The sequence below is a fragment of the Acinetobacter lwoffii genome (assembly GCF_024129685.1).
Lineage (GTDB): Bacteria > Pseudomonadota > Gammaproteobacteria > Pseudomonadales > Moraxellaceae > Acinetobacter > Acinetobacter lwoffii_X.
On the sequence record NZ_JAMXXL010000045.1, the window covers coordinates 1 to 16,956 of the forward strand.

Annotated in this window: 17 protein-coding genes; 10 read left to right on the forward strand and 7 right to left on the reverse strand. The window is 43.0% G+C overall.

Annotation, left to right across the window (positions count from 1 at the left end; translation table 11 throughout):
• Nucleotides 1-336: 336 nt before the first annotated feature.
• The 3 genes from dut to NI464_RS14695 form a co-directional block, all read right to left on the reverse strand.
• Entirely contained in the window at nt 337-789 is a 453-nt protein-coding gene (gene dut, locus NI464_RS14685; RefSeq protein ID WP_004646127.1) for a dUTP diphosphatase, read from the reverse strand.
• 47 nt (nt 790-836) lie between these two features.
• Entirely contained in the window at nt 837-2,876 is a 2,040-nt protein-coding gene (locus NI464_RS14690; RefSeq protein ID WP_005104798.1) for a UvrD-helicase domain-containing protein, read from the reverse strand.
• A gap of 137 nt (nt 2,877-3,013) precedes the next feature.
• Complete coding sequence (locus NI464_RS14695; protein WP_004646124.1) at nt 3,014-3,667, reverse strand: YiaD family glycine zipper/OmpA-like lipoprotein; 654 nt, start codon at nt 3,665-3,667, stop codon at nt 3,014-3,016.
• A 252-nt stretch (nt 3,668-3,919) separates the two neighbouring features.
• On the opposite strand from NI464_RS14695, the gene NI464_RS14700 reads away from it, so the two are divergent.
• The 7 genes from NI464_RS14700 (at nt 3,920) to NI464_RS14730 (ending at nt 9,193) form a co-directional block, all read left to right on the forward strand.
• On the forward strand, nt 3,920-4,861 hold the full coding sequence (locus NI464_RS14700; RefSeq protein WP_164543262.1) for an acyltransferase: 942 nt from the start codon (nt 3,920-3,922) through the stop codon (nt 4,859-4,861).
• A gap of 2 nt (nt 4,862-4,863) precedes the next feature.
• Complete coding sequence (locus NI464_RS14705) at nt 4,864-5,928, forward strand: preprotein translocase subunit SecA (protein ID WP_180181424.1); 1,065 nt, start codon at nt 4,864-4,866, stop codon at nt 5,926-5,928.
• Between the two features lie 159 nt (nt 5,929-6,087).
• Complete coding sequence (gene minC / locus NI464_RS14710) at nt 6,088-6,801, forward strand: septum site-determining protein MinC (protein WP_114541550.1); 714 nt, start codon at nt 6,088-6,090, stop codon at nt 6,799-6,801.
• Nucleotides 6,802-6,867: 66 nt separating this feature from the next.
• A complete protein-coding gene (minD, locus tag NI464_RS14715) occupies nt 6,868-7,680 on the forward strand; it encodes a septum site-determining protein MinD (protein WP_004646120.1) in 813 nt (270 codons plus the stop codon).
• Between the two features lie 2 nt (nt 7,681-7,682).
• The gene (gene minE / locus NI464_RS14720; RefSeq protein WP_004279256.1) at nt 7,683-7,955 is read left to right on the forward strand and encodes a cell division topological specificity factor MinE; all 273 of its coding nucleotides are present in this window, start codon (nt 7,683-7,685) and stop codon (nt 7,953-7,955) included.
• 196 nt (nt 7,956-8,151) lie between these two features.
• On the forward strand, nt 8,152-8,439 hold the full coding sequence (locus NI464_RS14725; RefSeq protein ID WP_004279254.1) for a PA4642 family protein: 288 nt from the start codon (nt 8,152-8,154) through the stop codon (nt 8,437-8,439).
• A 220-nt stretch (nt 8,440-8,659) separates the two neighbouring features.
• Nucleotides 8,660-9,193, forward strand: a complete 534-nt coding sequence (locus NI464_RS14730; protein ID WP_005251133.1) for a hypothetical protein — start codon at nt 8,660-8,662, stop codon at nt 9,191-9,193.
• A 57-nt stretch (nt 9,194-9,250) separates the two neighbouring features.
• Here NI464_RS14730 and NI464_RS14735 read toward each other — a convergent pair whose 3' ends face one another.
• On the reverse strand, nt 9,251-12,310 hold the full coding sequence (locus NI464_RS14735; RefSeq protein ID WP_114541556.1) for a DNA translocase FtsK: 3,060 nt from the start codon (nt 12,308-12,310) through the stop codon (nt 9,251-9,253).
• 249 nt (nt 12,311-12,559) lie between these two features.
• Here NI464_RS14735 and trxB point away from each other — a divergent pair, with 249 nt between their 5' ends.
• From trxB to NI464_RS14750, 3 genes are all read left to right on the forward strand, one after another.
• Complete coding sequence (trxB, locus tag NI464_RS14740; protein WP_253139306.1) at nt 12,560-13,522, forward strand: thioredoxin-disulfide reductase; 963 nt, start codon at nt 12,560-12,562, stop codon at nt 13,520-13,522.
• Nucleotides 13,523-13,614: 92 nt separating this feature from the next.
• A complete protein-coding gene (gene aat, locus NI464_RS14745; protein WP_253139309.1) occupies nt 13,615-14,346 on the forward strand; it encodes a leucyl/phenylalanyl-tRNA--protein transferase in 732 nt (243 codons plus the stop codon).
• Between the two features lie 21 nt (nt 14,347-14,367).
• Nucleotides 14,368-15,183, forward strand: a complete 816-nt coding sequence (locus tag NI464_RS14750; protein WP_253139312.1) for an arginyltransferase — start codon at nt 14,368-14,370, stop codon at nt 15,181-15,183.
• Between the two features lie 12 nt (nt 15,184-15,195).
• Here NI464_RS14750 and rimI read toward each other — a convergent pair whose 3' ends face one another.
• The 3 genes from rimI to NI464_RS14765 form a co-directional block, all read right to left on the reverse strand.
• The gene (gene rimI, locus NI464_RS14755) at nt 15,196-15,657 is read right to left on the reverse strand and encodes a ribosomal protein S18-alanine N-acetyltransferase (protein ID WP_168386745.1); all 462 of its coding nucleotides are present in this window, start codon (nt 15,655-15,657) and stop codon (nt 15,196-15,198) included.
• A 105-nt stretch (nt 15,658-15,762) separates the two neighbouring features.
• Nucleotides 15,763-16,644 carry a metal-dependent hydrolase gene (locus NI464_RS14760; protein ID WP_253139315.1) on the reverse strand — a complete coding sequence of 294 codons (882 nt, stop codon included), beginning with the start codon at nt 16,642-16,644 and terminating at the stop codon, nt 15,763-15,765.
• Nucleotides 16,645-16,867: 223 nt separating this feature from the next.
• A partial coding sequence (locus NI464_RS14765; RefSeq protein ID WP_445585614.1) for an EF-Tu C-terminal domain-related protein occupies nt 16,868-16,956 on the reverse strand: 89 nt, incomplete at its 5' end.

Sequence of the window (16,956 nt, forward strand, 5' to 3'; positions counted from 1 at the left end):
TCGTTTAAATTCCCCATCATTAAATCGAGTTAAATTTTCATATTTCATGGGGCTAGTATAAACAATTTTTTACTTTCGCAAGAGATCTAATCTACAACTTTAGAATTATAGGATTCTTGTAATTAAACAATGATTATTTAATTATATTTATTTTGAGTTTCATCTGATTAGATATTTGATCACTACATCAATTTTAGATTTAAATAATTCTACTTGGCCGAAAAATAAGGTTTTATTTTTTAAATATATTTCAACCCACTCATTTTTTTTAATATTTAATCTAATCAACTAAAAATGGCTTACATCCAGTTAATGAATGTAAACCATGATTAAAACTTAGTTTTTACCCGTATGACCAAAACCGCCAGCACCGCGTTCAGTCGCTTCGAATTCATTCACCAGATCGAATTCAGCTTGTACCACAGGAACCAACACATACTGCGCCAAACGTTCACCTGGCTCTAAGCTGAATGCCGTCTGACTACGGTTCCAAACGGATACCATCAATTCACCCTGATAATCAGAATCAATTAAACCGACCAGGTTACCCAACACGATCCCATGTTTATGGCCCAAACCCGAACGTGGCAAGATCAGACCAGCAAATGCAGGATCTTCAATATAGATTGCTAAACCAGTTTTTACCAAAACCGTTTGGCCTGGTTCAATGATTGTGGTTTCTGCAACACACGCACGCAAATCCAGCCCCGCTGAACCTGTCGTAGCATAAGTCGGTAATGGCCATTCCTGACCAAGACGCGAGTCAAGGACTTTCACCTGAACTTTCATGTATTCATTCCTGTTGTTTCATTTAAAATAAGTGACAGCGCTGCACCTTATCGTTTGATGAGGTTACGCAAATTATCAAGATAATGTTGGGCTTGTAATTTCGGATCGATGTTGCTTGCCAGCTTTTTCTTACGACCTAACCATTCCAGCTCATCTTCTGGTAATTCATCCAGGAAACGGCTTGGGGTCATTTGCTTCATCTGCCCGCCCGCCTTGCGCTGTTCTGCCAAAGTAATGGTCAAGCCCTGACGTGCACGGGTAATACCCACATACATCAGACGGCGTTCCTCTTCGACCGTTTCTGCAGCGATCGAGTTTTTATGTGGCAGAATTTCTTCTTCCAGCCCGATCAGATAGACATAAGGAAATTCCAGACCTTTAGACGCATGCAAAGTCAATAAATTGACTTTATCGGTGTCCTCTTCTTCCTGCTGCTGCTCGAGCATGTCCAGCAGCACCATTTTACGAATCACACTTTCAATATTTTTTTCATCAACATCTTCAGCGCGGTTAATCAGGCTTTGAATGCTGCTATAGAGCACTTCGATATTGTCGAGCTTGGTCTTTTCCTGCGCTGGTGTGGCTGCAGTTTCCTTGATGTAATCGATATAACCGGCTTCAATCATCATCTGGCGGATAATTGGCACTGGTTCATCATCATCCAGTAAATTGCGGGTAAAACCCTCAATAAAATCGGCAAACTCAGCCAATTGAGTCGTGGCCTTTTTCGGAATCGCCATGGTCAGACGCTGATCCGCAGCCGCAGCCAGAAGCGACAGATTATTTTCCTGAGCAAATAGACCGAGCTTTTCCAGCGTTACCGGACCAATTGCCCGTTTTGGCGTATTGATAATTCGTAAAAATGCACTGTCATCTTCAGGGTTAATGATCAAGCGTAAATAGCTCATCATGTCCTTGATTTCGGCACGTGCGAAGAAGGACTGTCCGCCAGATAATTTATACGGAATCTGCATCTGGCGCAGATGGGTTTCTAAAATACGCGCCTGGAAATTGCCGCGGTACAACACCGCATAATCTTTCCAGCTTTTACCGTTCATCAATTTATGCGTGATCAGGTCTTTAACCACGCGTTCTGCTTCATCATCATCATTGCGGCAGGTAATCACACGGATCACTTCACCATGGCCTTTGTCCGACCAAAGCTTTTTATCAAAAATATGCGGATTATTACCAATCACGGTGTTGGCTGCTTTGAGAATACGACTGGTCGAACGATAGTTCTGTTCCAGTTTAATCACTTTTAAATTAGGAAAATCCTGCTGCAGCAAGGCCATATTTTCCGGTTTAGCACCACGCCAGGCATAAATCGACTGGTCATCATCGCCTACGGCGGTGAACTGTCCCATCACGCCAACCAGTAATTTCACCAGAATATACTGCGCCGTATTGGTATCCTGATATTCATCGACCAGCAAATAACGCACGCGATTTTGCCATTTGTCACGAACTTCGGCATTTTCCTGCAGCAAGCGCGTTGGCATCACAATCAGGTCATCAAAATCCACGGCGTTATAGGCACGCAAATTACGTTCATATAATTGATATAAATGCGCAAACTGCACATCTTCGGCAGTTTCACAGGTAGTATGTGCCTGCTCGGGTGGAATCAGATCATTTTTCCAGTCCGAGATCATTTTCATGGCTTTGGCAATCAGTTCTTTGCTTTCTGCACCGGATAAATTGTCACGCTGCATCAGATCCATCAGAATGCGTTTACAGTCGTCAGCATCCAGAATCGAGAAATTATTTTTCAGTGGGGTATGTTTCAACTCCAGGCGCAGCATATTCAGGCCAAAAGTATGGAAGGTCGAAACTGAAACGCCTTTACTTTCTTCACGCGTCAACAATTTGCTGACACGCTCTTTCATCTCACGTGCTGCCTTGTTGGTAAAAGTCATCGCAGTAATACGATGTGCGGGAATCCCGCAATGCTTGACTAAATACGCGATTTTTCGCGTGATCACTGAAGTCTTGCCTGAACCCGCTCCTGCAAGTACTAACAAGGGTCCTTGAGTGTATTTCATGGCTTCAAGTTGCTTGTCATTTAACTGACTGGCGAGTGACATATGGCTTCCTCTTCTAGATTCGGCTCCGATTATAGTCATCTCTGCGTCAGTTGCCTAATTTAAAATACGATTAATCAGGTCAATATTCAGATATAAAAAAACCACCCGAAGGTGGTTTTTTCTTAAGCGTTCAAGAATTATTGAACTGCATATACCGCGATTTCTACACGACGGTTTTGCTCTTTACCTGCAGCAGTTGTATTGTCTGCAATTGGGTTCGCTGAACCTAAACCTTGAGCATTAATACGTGTACGTGAAACACCTTGGCCTGCCAAGTAAGTCGCTACAGAGTTTGCGCGTGCTTGAGACAATGGCAAGTTAATTGAGTCATTACCCGTGCTGTCTGTATAACCAGTTACAAGAATACCGCTCTTGTTATCTTCAGTTAATACTTGCGCTACTTTGTTCAAAGTGCCATAAAAGTTTGGTTTGATATTTGACTTGTTCGTGTCAAATGTAATGCTGCCTGGCATCACAAGGTTAATCGAACCATCTGCATTACGGTTAACGTCTACGCCCGTACCCGCTGTTGCTTGACGTAATTTTTTCTCTTTGTTATCAAGATACACACCCGCTGCACCACCAACAACAGCACCAATCGCTGCTGCACGGTTATTTTGACGGCTGGTATTCGCATTGCCTTTAGAAACACCGTAACCTGCTGCAGCACCAATTAAAGTACCTAGAGCAGCTTTATCATATTCCACACCACCGATGTTATTACCAGTTGATTGACAACCTGTAAGTGCTACGGCCCCTGCTACAGCTGCTGAAATGACTAGTGCACGCATCGCATGACTCCTTGTTGTATGCTTTGTTGTTAAGCGAGATAATGATTTAAATTGAATGGGCTAACCATTGAATTTTTGTTAATAATAAATCGTTTAGTAATATTTTGTAATGTTTATATGTAACTAAAACCAAGTAGTTCGTCACAATATCTTCATAGTTTCCTGTTTAGGCTTTTTTATTTGCCTAACTGTCTCTATATTACTCAAAATATGAAAAAATTTAAGTGATTAATCTCTGGGGACTGTTTGGATATGTCATCGAATAGCAACAAACAACCGACTTTAAAAAAACTGGCGCGTGGCCTGACGGTCACATCCGTCATGACGGGCAGTACTTTTTTTCATGGTCCCCCGGTGCTGGCCTTGGGTTTAACCAAACTTTTTAAAAAATCCGCAAAAGTGGATGAAACCAATATCAAGATTACCAACAGCTGGTTAGGGGTCAATAATTGGCTGATTGAGCATGTGCTGAAAAACACGCAATGGCAAATCAGTGTAGATGAATCACTGGATTTGAATATGCAGGGACGTTATTTGATGACCTGTAATCATCAAAGCTGGGTCGATACTACTGTCAATCAGTACTTCGGTCTGACCCGTATGCCCCTGACGCGCTTCTTTACTAAATGGGAACTTATTTTTATTCCTTTTGTCGGTCAGGCTTTTAAAATCTTAGGCTTCCCGATGATGAAACGGCATAGCAAGGAACAGATTGCCAAAAACCCTGCGTTGAAATATCGGGATATGGAAGAAGCACGTAAATCCTGTGAGCAGCTGATCAGTCAGCCTTTTACCCTGTTAAATTATCTGGAAGGCACGCGCTTTACCCAGGAAAAGCATGATCAGCAGCAGTCTCCCTATACACATTTACTGAAACCTAAAGCCGGTGGTCTAGCATCGGCGCTCAGTATTCTCGGCGATAAAATTGATGCGCTGGTCGACATGACCATTGTTTATCCTGACGGTATTCCGGGCTATGGTGAATTCTGGTTAGGTGAAGTACCACGTATTGCGGTAAATTTAAGAAAAATTGATATTCCAGACTGGGTACTGGGCGGCAATTATGAAGATGATGCTGAATATCGTGCACGCTTTCAAAAATGGATTGATCAAATCTGGACCGAAAAAGATCAGCTCATCGCACAAATGCAGCAGAACTTTGCCCAAGCCCCGGTCGGATCTGTAACTGAGTAATTATGAAGAACGACAACCCGGACATTACGTCCAGCTCCTTTAAATTTGTTCGTAAAGGAACCTGGGGCTGGAAAATTGCACTGATTTACGACATTTTCATGATGGTTTTAATCATCATCAATCTGTTCTGTCTCAGTGCCAACGCCATTTTAATGAGCGATTTTGGTCAGTGGTTGTTTGACTTTATTCGTTTACCGGAAATCTTGCAGTTTTATAAAAGTGATTTACGCCCTTGGGTCATCATTACCGAGGGCTGGTTTACCACTTTCTTGGTCTGTGAATTACTGGCACGCTGGGTTATCGCAATTGTCCTGCGTCATCATCGACGCTGGTGGTTCTTCCCTTTTGTACACTGGTATGAAATTTTATCCATTATCCCTCAGCTACGTTTTCTGCGCCTGCTACGTGCGGTTGCTATTGGCTACAACCTGCATAGTCATGGTTATAAAGTAATTCCCAACCGCTGGTATCGCCAAGGTAACTTTTATTACAACATGCTGATGGAAGAGCTTTCCAGCCGGGTGGTACTTACCGTACTGGATGGTATCAAGCGTGAACTGACCACAAGCACATCACATAAACAGTTAATTGATGATTTGGTGGAACATCACCGTAAATTACTGGCCATTGCTTTGGCAGATATCTTGCAAGAATCTTTGGGTAAGGAATTACAATCACAACGTTCCATGATCGCTAAAAATGTAGGGCAAGTAGTCAATCAGGCGATTGAAGATACTCCAGAACTTACTCAGCTGCTGCGTCTGATTCCAATTGTGGGCAGCCGGATTGAACAGCAAATTCAAAGTATTGGTCAACGCTTGGGCGAAAATATTACTCAGGGCCTGATTGAGCCGTTTACCCATACAGGTACAAAAGAAAATCCGACTTTTACCCTAATTTCAGATAAAATCAGCCAGATACAGATTGAACATAATCCACATATTGATAAATTGGTTGAATCGGCTGTTTTTGAAACACTTGAAGCGATCCGAAAACAGGTAAAAGTCAAACAGTGGCAACAGATTCTAGAAGAACATGAGCAAAATCAGAGCTCAATAGATAAGTAAAGTTTAAAGTACAGAATCAGATCAATCCGTCCGGTTCTGTTCGCATAAAAAAATAACTGAGATCGCTAGAGAATTACTGCAATTTGTTCTAGGATTTGCACTATTTACAACATTGCTTCGACACAAAACCAGCACGTCAGAAGTATTTAAGGAAGAATTATGGCTGATATACGGATAAAAGGCAGAATGGTCAATGCGATACGCATTAGCCTAGATACCAATGATCATGATGCAATCCGCCAGCAACTTAGCCCAAAACTACAAGCAGCATTTCCACCCGGCACTTTGGCAGTCATAGAAAGTTCAGTTGAACAGGAACTCATTGCGCTAATTCAACTATTAATCAGTCTGGATGTACAGCCTATGGCTGTTACTGAGGGTTTACTTGGAGATCAGGCGCGCGCCATTCAGTTCCCGGTACTGCCACCTGATCGCCAGTTAGAAGAAATTAAAGCCACCAAAGAACAGGTCGTGGAAGTTAAACCAGAACCTACAGCGGTGAATGATAATCAAGCACCTGCTGCTCCGATCGTCGCGCATATCACCTCATATCATGATGAAATCCTGCGTACCGGCCAATGTATCGTGCAGCATAATGGCGACATTATTATTAATGCCGGTATCAACAGTGGCTCAGAAGTGATTGCTTCAGGCAATATTCATGTTTATGGCAGCGCACGTGGTCGGGTCATTGCGGGTGCGGGTGGCAATACTGCAGCACGCATTTTCTGTCATAGTCTCGAAGCAGAACTGATTTCAATTGCAGGAACCTATTGTGTGGCGGATGATATTCCACCGCATGTAGTTAAAAAATCTGTGCATATTTACTTGAATGATCAACTAGAGCTTGTATTTGAAGCTCTACAATTTTAATGTATAAATAAACACCAAAAACCCCATTTTAAACAGGGTATTTGAACCATAACAGGAGTGGATTCGGTGGCGAAAATTGTTGTCGTAACGTCAGGCAAAGGTGGTGTAGGTAAAACTACAACGAGTGCATCTTTTGCAACAGGTTTAGCCCTACGCGGTCACAAAACTGTTGTTATTGATTTTGATGTAGGTTTACGTAACCTTGATTTGATTATGGGCTGTGAACGCCGTGTAGTTTATGATTTTGTGAATGTTTTAAATAACGAAGCACGATTACAACAAGCACTGATTCGCGATAAAGATATTGAAAATTTATATATTTTACCTGCATCACAAACACGTGATAAAGATGCCTTAACCGATGAAGGTGTTGCTCGTGTAATGGATGAGCTTTCGCAGGAATTTGATTATATTATCTGTGATTCGCCTGCCGGTATTGAGCGTGGTGCTATTTTGGCCATGTATCATGCGGATGAAGCCATCATTGTGACCAACCCTGAGATTTCTTCAGTACGTGACTCTGACCGTATCATTGGTATGCTCGACAGTAAAACTAAAAAAGTAGAACAAAACGAAGGTCGCATTCGTAAGCATCTGTGTATTACCCGTTTCAATCCGGAACGTGCCGATAAACAGGAAATGCTAACGATTGATGATATTTCTAAGGATATTTTACGTGTACCGACCTTGGGCGTTATTCCTGAGTGTCCAAGCGTTTTACAGGCATCGAATGAAGGTAAGCCGGTGATTCTTTTCACTGAAGCTTCTGCAGGTCAGGCCTATGATGATCTGGTTGCGCGTTTCCTTGGCGAAGAGCGTCCTTACCGTCATATCGAGGTAAAACCTAAGGGCTGGTTAGCACGACTATTTGGAGCGTAGACATGGCAGGATTCTGGAGTAAACTTTTTAGTGGCGAGGATAAACCATCAAGCGCACGGACTGCTAAAGACCGTTTGAAGGTGATCGTTGCATCCGAACAGGGCTTGGGTCGTCGCTTGAGCCAGGACAAAATTGACCAGATGAAGACTGAAATCATGCAAGTGGTCAATCGTTATGTTCGCGGTGTCGATGAACAGCATATTCAAATGCAGGTCCGTTCTGAAGCCAATATTGAAATGCTTGAAATGAATATCAATTTACCTGAAGAACGATAATCTGATTTTTGATTGGTCAAGTAAATTGATTCAAGGCAAAATATGAGAGTGGTAGAAATAGTAGTTTAGCTATATTCCGCCCACTTGAAGCATAGCTTCAAGTCTTGCGACTAGGCAAAGCAGTGCTTTGCTAATCTAGTCTCATATTTTGCCTTTTTTCATGCCGAAAAAACTACATTAGATCAAGGAAATTGCGATGGCATTATCTCAACCAGCGACCTTTAACGAAGAATGGTCAGATGAGCGTGTATTTGCCTACTTGAATCAGCTTCCTCCTGCAGGTGTTAATGCTGATTTTCACGTGCTGTATCATGCTTTCAAGCATATGCGTCCATTCGATTATGAACGCCTGTTGACGAAATTTGTCGCTGATGGCCGTGATGTCAATGCAACCAATCCGGAAGGACAACGCATTCATGACGTGATTGCCACTTTCCCGCGTCAAAGTGCCGAGTTCCTGGATGTATTGGCAAAATTTGCCTGAGTCAAAAATACATAAAAAAGCCTGCTTTGAAAGCAGGCTTTTTTAATATCAAAACTTATTTCAGAGATTATATATGTTAGATGCTTATGAAAAACTATTTGAACTTATTGATAAATAAATATTTTTTAAATCAAGTATAAATAATATTATTTATATCCAAGATACAGAAATTGATCGAAGATGGAATAATTTAAAACAGGATCTTTTAAATAATACACCTATGACTATACGAAGTTATGGACGTAACGGTATAAATTCAAATCTATTTCAAGAACTTTATAAAATTCTTTTTAATCATCAGAATATTCATATTGACCGTACTAACAATGATATTCCCGCTAAAATTCTGAAAGATTTAACACCATATTGTAAAAAAACTAAGCGCGTAGATGGTCCAAAAATAAGAATTATGAATTATCAAATCTCACATTTGTTTGGCCGTACTAAAAACCCGCTTTTATTTACTGCACCATGGAATATTGCCTATATACCAAAATACTTAGATCCCTTTACTGGTCATGAATCACAAGGTACTACAAGTCGAGAATTTAAGCAGATTTTTAATCGTCTTTTATCTGAAAAGTTCAAGGAATATATCCAAGACTATAATCAATTCATTGCCGTTTATGCTCATCAAGAAAAATTAAATGATGCAATTGAGCAAGTTCGCCGAAATATAAATAAACCGCTTGAAGAAAAGACCTTAATTAATTTTAAGAAAGATGTTTATTTACAGTGGTCTAAAATTGAATAACTCCTTTACAAAAAAGGCCTGCATCATGCAGGCCTTTTTATTGCAAAGATTGTGAAACTAAACCAGAATCTCGCGTTTGCCGTTGGCCCCCATGCCGCTGACAATGCCATTTTCTTCCATCTGGTCAATGATTCGTGCAGCACGGTTATAACCCAGACTAAATTTTCGCTGTAAGGATGAAGTGGAAGCCTTACGGGTTTCTAGTACAAAAGCCACACACTGGTCATACAGTGCATCGCGGTCTGATCCACCGTCGCCCCCATCTTCAAAACCGCGACCCGATGGCTCTTCATCAAACGGTGTCAGGATCTCGTCGACATAGTTTGGTGAACCACGTTCACGCCATGCATCACAGATCCGGTTTACTTCATCATCGGCAATAAATGCACCATGCACACGCTCAGGTTCAATTTTACCCGGGCCGAGGAATAGCATGTCACCATGACCAAGTAAGTCTTCAGCACCACCCGCATCCAGAATGGTACGCGAATCGATCTTGGAGTTGACCCGCAATGCAACACGCGTCGGAATATTGGCTTTGATCAAACCGGTGATTACGTCTACTGATGGACGCTGGGTCGCAAGCAACAGGTGAATACCAGCAGCACGTGATTTTTGTGCCAGACGGGTAATCATTTCTTCGGCTTTTTTACCCACCTGCATGATCATATCCGCGAACTCATCCGCAACAATCACAATAGAAGGCAACGGTGTTAACCGCGGCGCACGCTCACCCACAACAGAATCGCTGGCTTTCCAGGTTGGATCGATCAGGTCTTCACCATTGGCAATCGCCTCTTCCACTTTGCGGTTATAGTCGCTCAGTTTACGGATTTTCAGGAAAGACATCAGTTTATAACGACGTTCCATTTCATTGACACACCAGTTCAATGCGCTGACCGCATCTTTCATATCGGTAACTACAGGCGTCAATAAATGTGGAATATCGTTATAGTTCGCCAGTTCCAGCTGCTTCGGATCGATCAGAATAAGACGCAATTCATCCGGTGTATATTTCAGCAACATCGATAGAATCATCGAGTTGACCGCCACCGATTTACCGGAACCTGTGGTTCCTGCCACCAGCATATGCGGCGCTTTACCCAGATCAGCAATCACCGGATTACCGGAAATATCCTTACCCATTGCCATGGAGAGGATGCTATTCGGATCAGTGAAGGCTGGAATGGTCAAAAGTTCGATCAAACGGACCATTTCACGGGTACTGTTTGGTACTTCAATTCCGATATACGGTTTGCCCGGAATGACTTCAACTACACGCACCGATGCCATCGACATCGAACGTGCCAAATCACGCGAAATATTGGTCACTTTAGAGGCTTTTACCCCTGGCGCCAGATCCAGTTCAAAACGTGTCACGACTGGGCCTGGCTGTGCTTCTACCACTTTGGCTTTGACGTTGAATTCTTGCAACTTGATTTCAAGCAATTCAGATAAACGTGCCAGCTGCTCTTCAGTAAAATTCACTTTTTTATTCGGATCGACTTCATCCAGTAAATCCAGACCTGGAAGCGGTGATAAATCTTTTCGGCGCTCCACCACCTGCATGGCACGTGACATCGGACGGCCTGAAGCATCAGTTAAAGGAGCATCAAAATCAAACTCGTCTTCATCTTGTGGTTTACCAGCCGTTTCTTGCCAGGCTTCTACAAATTCTTCTTTAGATAAAGCCTCGCGTACTGCTGCATGAGTTGCAGAAGGAGGAGATACTGGTTGCTCTATACCCTGATGCTGAATTGGTGCCTGAACAAAAGCAGAAGATTGGGCATAGCTTGATGCACGTACTGGTTGGCTTGGCTCATCTTCTTCAATCAGTAAATCACCCAGGTCATCCAGATCGGCCTGTAATGCGCTATTTTTCACGACATGTGCCGTTGTCATAGACGCCATGACAGGTGCAACATTGGTCATGTCTTCTACAATTCTTGCCGTCTTTTCGGCTGGCGCTGTATTGAATGGACTATGCACATCGGTCGCAGTTTTGCCTTGCGGAACTGCAGCCAGAAGTTCATCAAAGATTTCATCATCATCCCAGTCCAGGCCTGTATGCGGAGCCGATGCGGTTCTGGTGTGAGCATGAGTCTGTGCTGAAACAGGTTGAGGAGCGGTTATATGTGAGACTGGAGAATTAAGCTGTTCTTCTTCGGCTGCTTTGAGTAAGGCATCAATATCCTGTTTATGGCGCTGATCTTCATTTGAATGTAAGGCACGCCACACCTCGCCTGTCGCTACCACACGATCCGGCTGTTGAGGCACTTGCTGTACTTGCTTAAATGTCTCGACTGGCTCAGGAGCCTGCTGCTCAGCCTCAGGAATATCCTCATAAAACTGCGGTTGTTGTGATTCTTTATCGGCAAAATCATCAAATAAGCGTTCAGCCACCTGATCGCGCACCACCGGATCTATTTCTACCAGTTGATGCTCAGGCGCAGGTGTTACTGCAACCGCTACTTTTTTTGCACTAATGACTGGCTCTTTTTTGGCGACAGGTGCAGTCCGGTCAAAATCAGACATGCCTTCAGGCACATTGCGGTAGAATAGGTCTTGTAAATAAGCAGGGGTTGCTTTGAGGCTGCTCCAGGTCTTGTTCCATTTCACCCCAAACGCCAAGGTAAATAGCACCACCCAAAGCACCAGCAGGAAGAATGCTGCACCGTATACTGTCAGCAGTTGTTCCAGACTCTGGCCTAATTCATAGCCAATAATACCGCCGGAAGAATTATCCAGCGTATCAGCAGGGACTTGCCAAAATAAAAACAATAGCGCTGAGGTGGTCAGCAACAGGAAGAATTGCGCAGCATAGCGAAATGGCCGGTTCAGGAAGCTACGCGGCCACCAGACCTGAATCGCTTCCATAAACAGATAGACAGGGATCAGCAGACTTGCCCAACCAAGGAAGCCAAACAAAAGGTCTGCAATCCAGGCACCCGCTACCCCACTGGCATTCGAAACGGTCTGCGTATCACTGGAGATATGCATCCACCCCGGATCAAATGGCGTATAGGTCACTGTTGCAAGAAACAGATAAATCCCAAATGAGACTAAAAATAATGTCATTACTAAGCGCTGTGCATAGGCACTCGACACCGCTGTCATATACTGTCCTGTAACCAATTCTTCATGAATATTCTTTTGCTTCAATGCTTGAAAAAAGCGACGCAATAAAATGCATATTATGCACCTGTTCTGTGAAAAAAGATGCACTATTGTGCAAGCACAATGTTACTTATGCTATATAGCCCAAATCGATTTCAATGATCAATAATATCGACTTTAATCTCACACCACTGTTATACAGTTTCACGTATAATTCAATAAATTTCTAAATAAAAAAGGATACAGCTGATGAGCGCACGTCACTTACGACTGATTATTTTAGGTTCTGGCCCTGCAGGCTATAGCGCAGCAGTATATGCAGCGCGTGCAAACTTGAAACCTACCCTGATTGCAGGCTTGCAACTGGGCGGTCAGCTGACCACGACGACTGACGTCGATAACTGGCCGGGTGATCCCGAAGGTTTGACTGGTCCCGCATTGATGGAACGTATGCAGGCACATGCAGAGCGTTTTGGCACTGAAATCGTGTATGACCATATCAATGAAGTGGATCTTAGCCAGCGCCCGTTCGTGTTAAAAGGCGATATGGAAGAATTCACCTGTGATGCCTTGATCATTTGTACTGGTGCAACGGCCCAATACCTCGGTCTGGAATCTGAAGCAGCCTATATGGGTCAAGGTGTCAGTGCTTGCGCAACCTGTGATGGTTTCTTCTATAAAAACCAGAAAGTGATGGTTGTAGGGGGCGGTAATACCGCTGTTGAAGAAGCATTGTACTTATCCAATATTGCGTCTCACGTGACTCTGGTTCACCGTCGTGATTCATTACGCTCTGAAAAAATCCTACAAAATCATTTATTTGCCAAAGAAAAAGAAGGCAAGATCAGTATTATCTGGAACCATCAGGTCGATGAAGTACTCGGTGATGCGCAATCTGGCGTAACCTCAGTTCGTCTTAAATCAACTCAAGATGATTCTACTCAAAACGTTGATGTGACAGGTATGTTTGTGGCGATTGGTCATAAGCCAAATAGCGCCATGTTCGAAGGCCAGTTAGAGCTTCGTGATGGTTATATCCAGGTGCAAAGTGGTACTGCAGGTAATGCAACCCAAACTTCGGTACCGGGTGTATTTGCAGCCGGTGACATTGCGGACAGCATTTACCGTCAGGCCATTACTTCTGCGGGTTCAGGCTGTATGGCTGCGCTTGATGCGGAAAAATATCTTGATGCGATGGGCAAACTAGACTAAGCAGCAAGAATAAAAAAGCCGTCCATTATGGGCGGCTTTTTTATTGCTAGAATGAGATGATGATTTATCTATAGATTTATGTCGGGTTTGCCATGTCTTTACTTCCTCCCTCAGAATTCATTTTTCCCAATCCGGTCGAGGTTGATCCTGAAGGTGAAGGACTGATTTGTATTGGTGCCGACCTCTCCCCTTCTACACTTTATGAAGCCTATACACATGGATTATTTCCATGGTTTTCAGAAGGTGATCCAATTTGCTGGTGGAGTCCGGAACCACGCTGCATTATTCGCCCCGAAGATTATCATCCAAGCAAATCCCTGCTACGCAATATGAAAAAGCAGGACTATAAAATTACAATCAATCATGCTTTTGAAAGGGTGATTCGTTCCTGTTCATTGCCGCGTGCTTATGCAGACGACACCTGGATCAGTGAAGATATTATCGCAGGCTATTGTGACATGTTCGACGCAGGATATGGTTATAGCATTGAGGTCTGGGATGAAGATCGCGTCGTCGGTGGACTTTATGGTGTGACCATCGGTCAAGGCTGTTTTGGTGAATCCATGTTTAGTACGCAAACCGATGTTTCTAAAATGGTTTTCTATACTTTAATGCTGATTGGACAGGAAAATAAACTACCCTGGATCGACTGCCAACTGGTCAACGATCATCTTTTAAGCCTGGGTGCCTGCACACTTTCTCGCCAAGCCTATCTTAATTCTTTACAAGATATTGTAAAAAAGCCTGCTATCGATTGGAAAAATTATCAGGAAGGTGTATTTTCAAGTAAAACAATAGCGCAAAACGCGCGCTTAAGTGAATGAAAATAACAGAGGGTAGTTGTTATGAACTCTTATCAGCCAAAGGCCCTACTGAACGATTTACAGTATTATATTACGCCGCCGCATGATTGTAGCTATTTACCCAACAAGTCGGCGCGCATGGTTTTTCTGGATCCTGCACATCGAATTGATGTCGTAACTTTATCGGAACTGTCACGTACCGGTTTCCGCCGCAGTGGTGATTTCGTGTATCGACCCGAATGTCATCTGTGTCGTCAATGTCTGTCTTCGCGTGTGCCTGTTGTTGAATTCCGCATGAACAGTTCACAAAAAAAAGCCTGGAAACGGAATCAGGATCTGGTGATGAAAATTACCAGTCCAGAGCACGCCGGTGATCTACATTATGCGCTGTATGAACGCTATATTAATGAACGCCACTCAGATGGCGACATGTTCCCACCCACTCGGGATCAGTTCGAAAAATTTTTATTACAAAGCTGTGCCGACAGCTTCTTTCTAGAATTATGGCAAGATGAGCGTCTAATCAGTGTTTCAACCTGTGACTTGCTGGATGATGGTATTTCTGCCGTCTATACCTTCTTTGACCCAGATGAAAATCGCCGCTCACTTGGTGCTTTTGCAATCTTGAAACAGATTGAACATGCACAAAAGCTGGGCTTACAATTTATCTATCTGGGATATTGGGTGCCGCATTCTAGCAAAATGAATTACAAATCTCAGTATCTGCCACTGGAACTCTTGATCGATGGACAATGGCGACGCTTAAATCATGCCCTAAGTGCCACGGAGATTCAGCACTTGGGAAACTCATTAATGACGACCTTACCCAGCGGATGGAATCACCAGATTATTAAATAAGGTCGTCAGCTTTTATGATTTAAACAGACTAGCAAAATCATCCGTACATGCTTTCACCATAATGATGGCATGTTCACGGCTTCCGTTGGCATTTGGATAATAGTTCTTACGCAGATCAATCTGATGAAAGCCTGATTTTTCATACAGCTTGATCGCAGCCAGATTACTCTCGCGCACTTCCAGGAAAATCTGCACCGGATTATTTTTTAGCATCGCCACTGAAGCCTCCAGCAACTGATAGCCCAAGCCCTGACCTTGCTGTGCCGGATCAATTGCCATGAGCAATAAATTGGCTTCATCCAGCACTGGTTGTAAAATACAAAATCCGGCCACCTGCCCTTGCACTTCAATCACGGTACTTTGATAAGCCGTTACAGCATCTTGGAACTGTTTTAAAGTCCAGGGATGTGATTGAACCGACCTTTCAATCTTTGCCACGGCTTCTACATCCGCTGCTTGCATTAAACGAATCATCTTCGTTCATCTTATATAGAATCAACCCTCGCATTATAGAAACTTCATCCAAAAAATCGAGCAAAAAAAAGAGCGATTTTAATCGCTCTTTGATCTTCAGTTCTGTCACAGACCCAATTTGGCTTTCCAAGTAGCCAACAGTTGATCTGTATGATGATCATTCGGATGGAATCCAGGTTTAAAATACATCAGCATTTCTTTCGCCATACCCGTAATGACACCTTTAGAAGGACTATAGGCATAGGTATAAATGGCTTTTAAGGACTCAAGATTAAACTGCTGATCCTGTTTAAGCAAACGGGCGAGGAAACAGCTTTGCACCACAAATAAGGTTGCCATTGCGATGACCAAGGATGAAGTACGCAGTGCATAGGCTTTTAGGCCTTTGCCAAAAACTCCTTCAAAGACATCATATGCAACTGCCTTATGTTCATTTTCCTCGATAGCATGCCATAACCACATGGTTTTCATGGTTTCATCTGTCATCAATTCCTGAATGTGGCTATTGGTCAAAAGCTGTGAGGCAATGGTTGCAGTGAAATGCTCAAGTGCCGTAGTTGCAGTCAAATCTACCATTTCTTGGGTAATTCCCACAGGCTTACCCAGTTTAGCCATGACTTTACGTGTCGTTTGAATGACTTTATCGGTATAACGATCAAGCATCTCGACATCATGCCCATGTTTTTGCGCAGAAGCATTAAAGCCGATATGCTCGTGAGTATGCATGGCTTCCTGACCAATAAAAGCAGAAATTTCTTTTTGTAATGCTTCATTATTGGCAATTGCAGGATGGTTACGTACCGCGCGGACTGAATCTATAAAAAACTTTTCACCTGCTGGAAATAGCGCAGATAATGCGGTCATAAAATGAGTGAGACCTGCTGAACCATTCATCCAATATTCCGGTACAGCATCAAAATCAAAGTTCATGCGACGAATTGGAAAACTAGCACCCGCACGATTGGTAATATTTACTTTCGCATTCATGTGACCACTCCCATCAGGCCAACCCAGGCCCAAAAATGTAATATTCATATTCTTATCTGTATATTACGTGGTAATTTTTTTTACATAAGTGCAGTTTAGGTCAAGCCGATATCAGATAAGGACAGCTTTTGAAATCATTGTCAGACAATTTATTTTTAGTTTTATAAAAGTTTGAATCAAAAAAAAGCGCCTCAAAGAGGCGCTTTTCTTACACAATCAGCGATTATGCAGTTACTTTAGCAACTACACCAGCACCAACTGTACGACCGCCTTCACGGATCGCAAAACGTAGACCTGGGTCCATTGCGATTG

Bases quoted from the DNA above. Each gene is read 5' to 3' on its own strand.
- dut (WP_004646127.1), bottom strand. From the start codon at position 789: ATGAAAGTTCAGGTGAAAGTCCTTGACTCGCGTCTTGGTCAGGAATGG.
- NI464_RS14690 (WP_005104798.1), bottom strand. From the start codon at position 2,876: ATGTCACTCGCCAGTCAGTTAAATGACAAGCAACTTGAAGCCATGAAA.
- NI464_RS14695 (WP_004646124.1), bottom strand. From the start codon at position 3,667: ATGCGTGCACTAGTCATTTCAGCAGCTGTAGCAGGGGCCGTAGCACTT.
- NI464_RS14700 (WP_164543262.1), top strand. From the start codon at position 3,920: ATGTCATCGAATAGCAACAAACAACCGACTTTAAAAAAACTGGCGCGT.
- NI464_RS14705 (WP_180181424.1), top strand. From the start codon at position 4,864: ATGAAGAACGACAACCCGGACATTACGTCCAGCTCCTTTAAATTTGTT.
- minC (WP_114541550.1), top strand. From the start codon at position 6,088: ATGGCTGATATACGGATAAAAGGCAGAATGGTCAATGCGATACGCATT.
- minE (WP_004279256.1), top strand. From the start codon at position 7,683: ATGGCAGGATTCTGGAGTAAACTTTTTAGTGGCGAGGATAAACCATCA.
- NI464_RS14725 (WP_004279254.1), top strand. From the start codon at position 8,152: ATGGCATTATCTCAACCAGCGACCTTTAACGAAGAATGGTCAGATGAG.
- NI464_RS14730 (WP_005251133.1), top strand. From the start codon at position 8,660: ATGACTATACGAAGTTATGGACGTAACGGTATAAATTCAAATCTATTT.
- NI464_RS14735 (WP_114541556.1), bottom strand. From the start codon at position 12,310: ATGACAGCGGTGTCGAGTGCCTATGCACAGCGCTTAGTAATGACATTA.
- trxB (WP_253139306.1), top strand. From the start codon at position 12,560: ATGAGCGCACGTCACTTACGACTGATTATTTTAGGTTCTGGCCCTGCA.
- aat (WP_253139309.1), top strand. From the start codon at position 13,615: ATGTCTTTACTTCCTCCCTCAGAATTCATTTTTCCCAATCCGGTCGAG.
- NI464_RS14750 (WP_253139312.1), top strand. From the start codon at position 14,368: ATGAACTCTTATCAGCCAAAGGCCCTACTGAACGATTTACAGTATTAT.
- rimI (WP_168386745.1), bottom strand. From the start codon at position 15,657: ATGATTCGTTTAATGCAAGCAGCGGATGTAGAAGCCGTGGCAAAGATT.
- NI464_RS14760 (WP_253139315.1), bottom strand. From the start codon at position 16,644: ATGAATGCGAAAGTAAATATTACCAATCGTGCGGGTGCTAGTTTTCCA.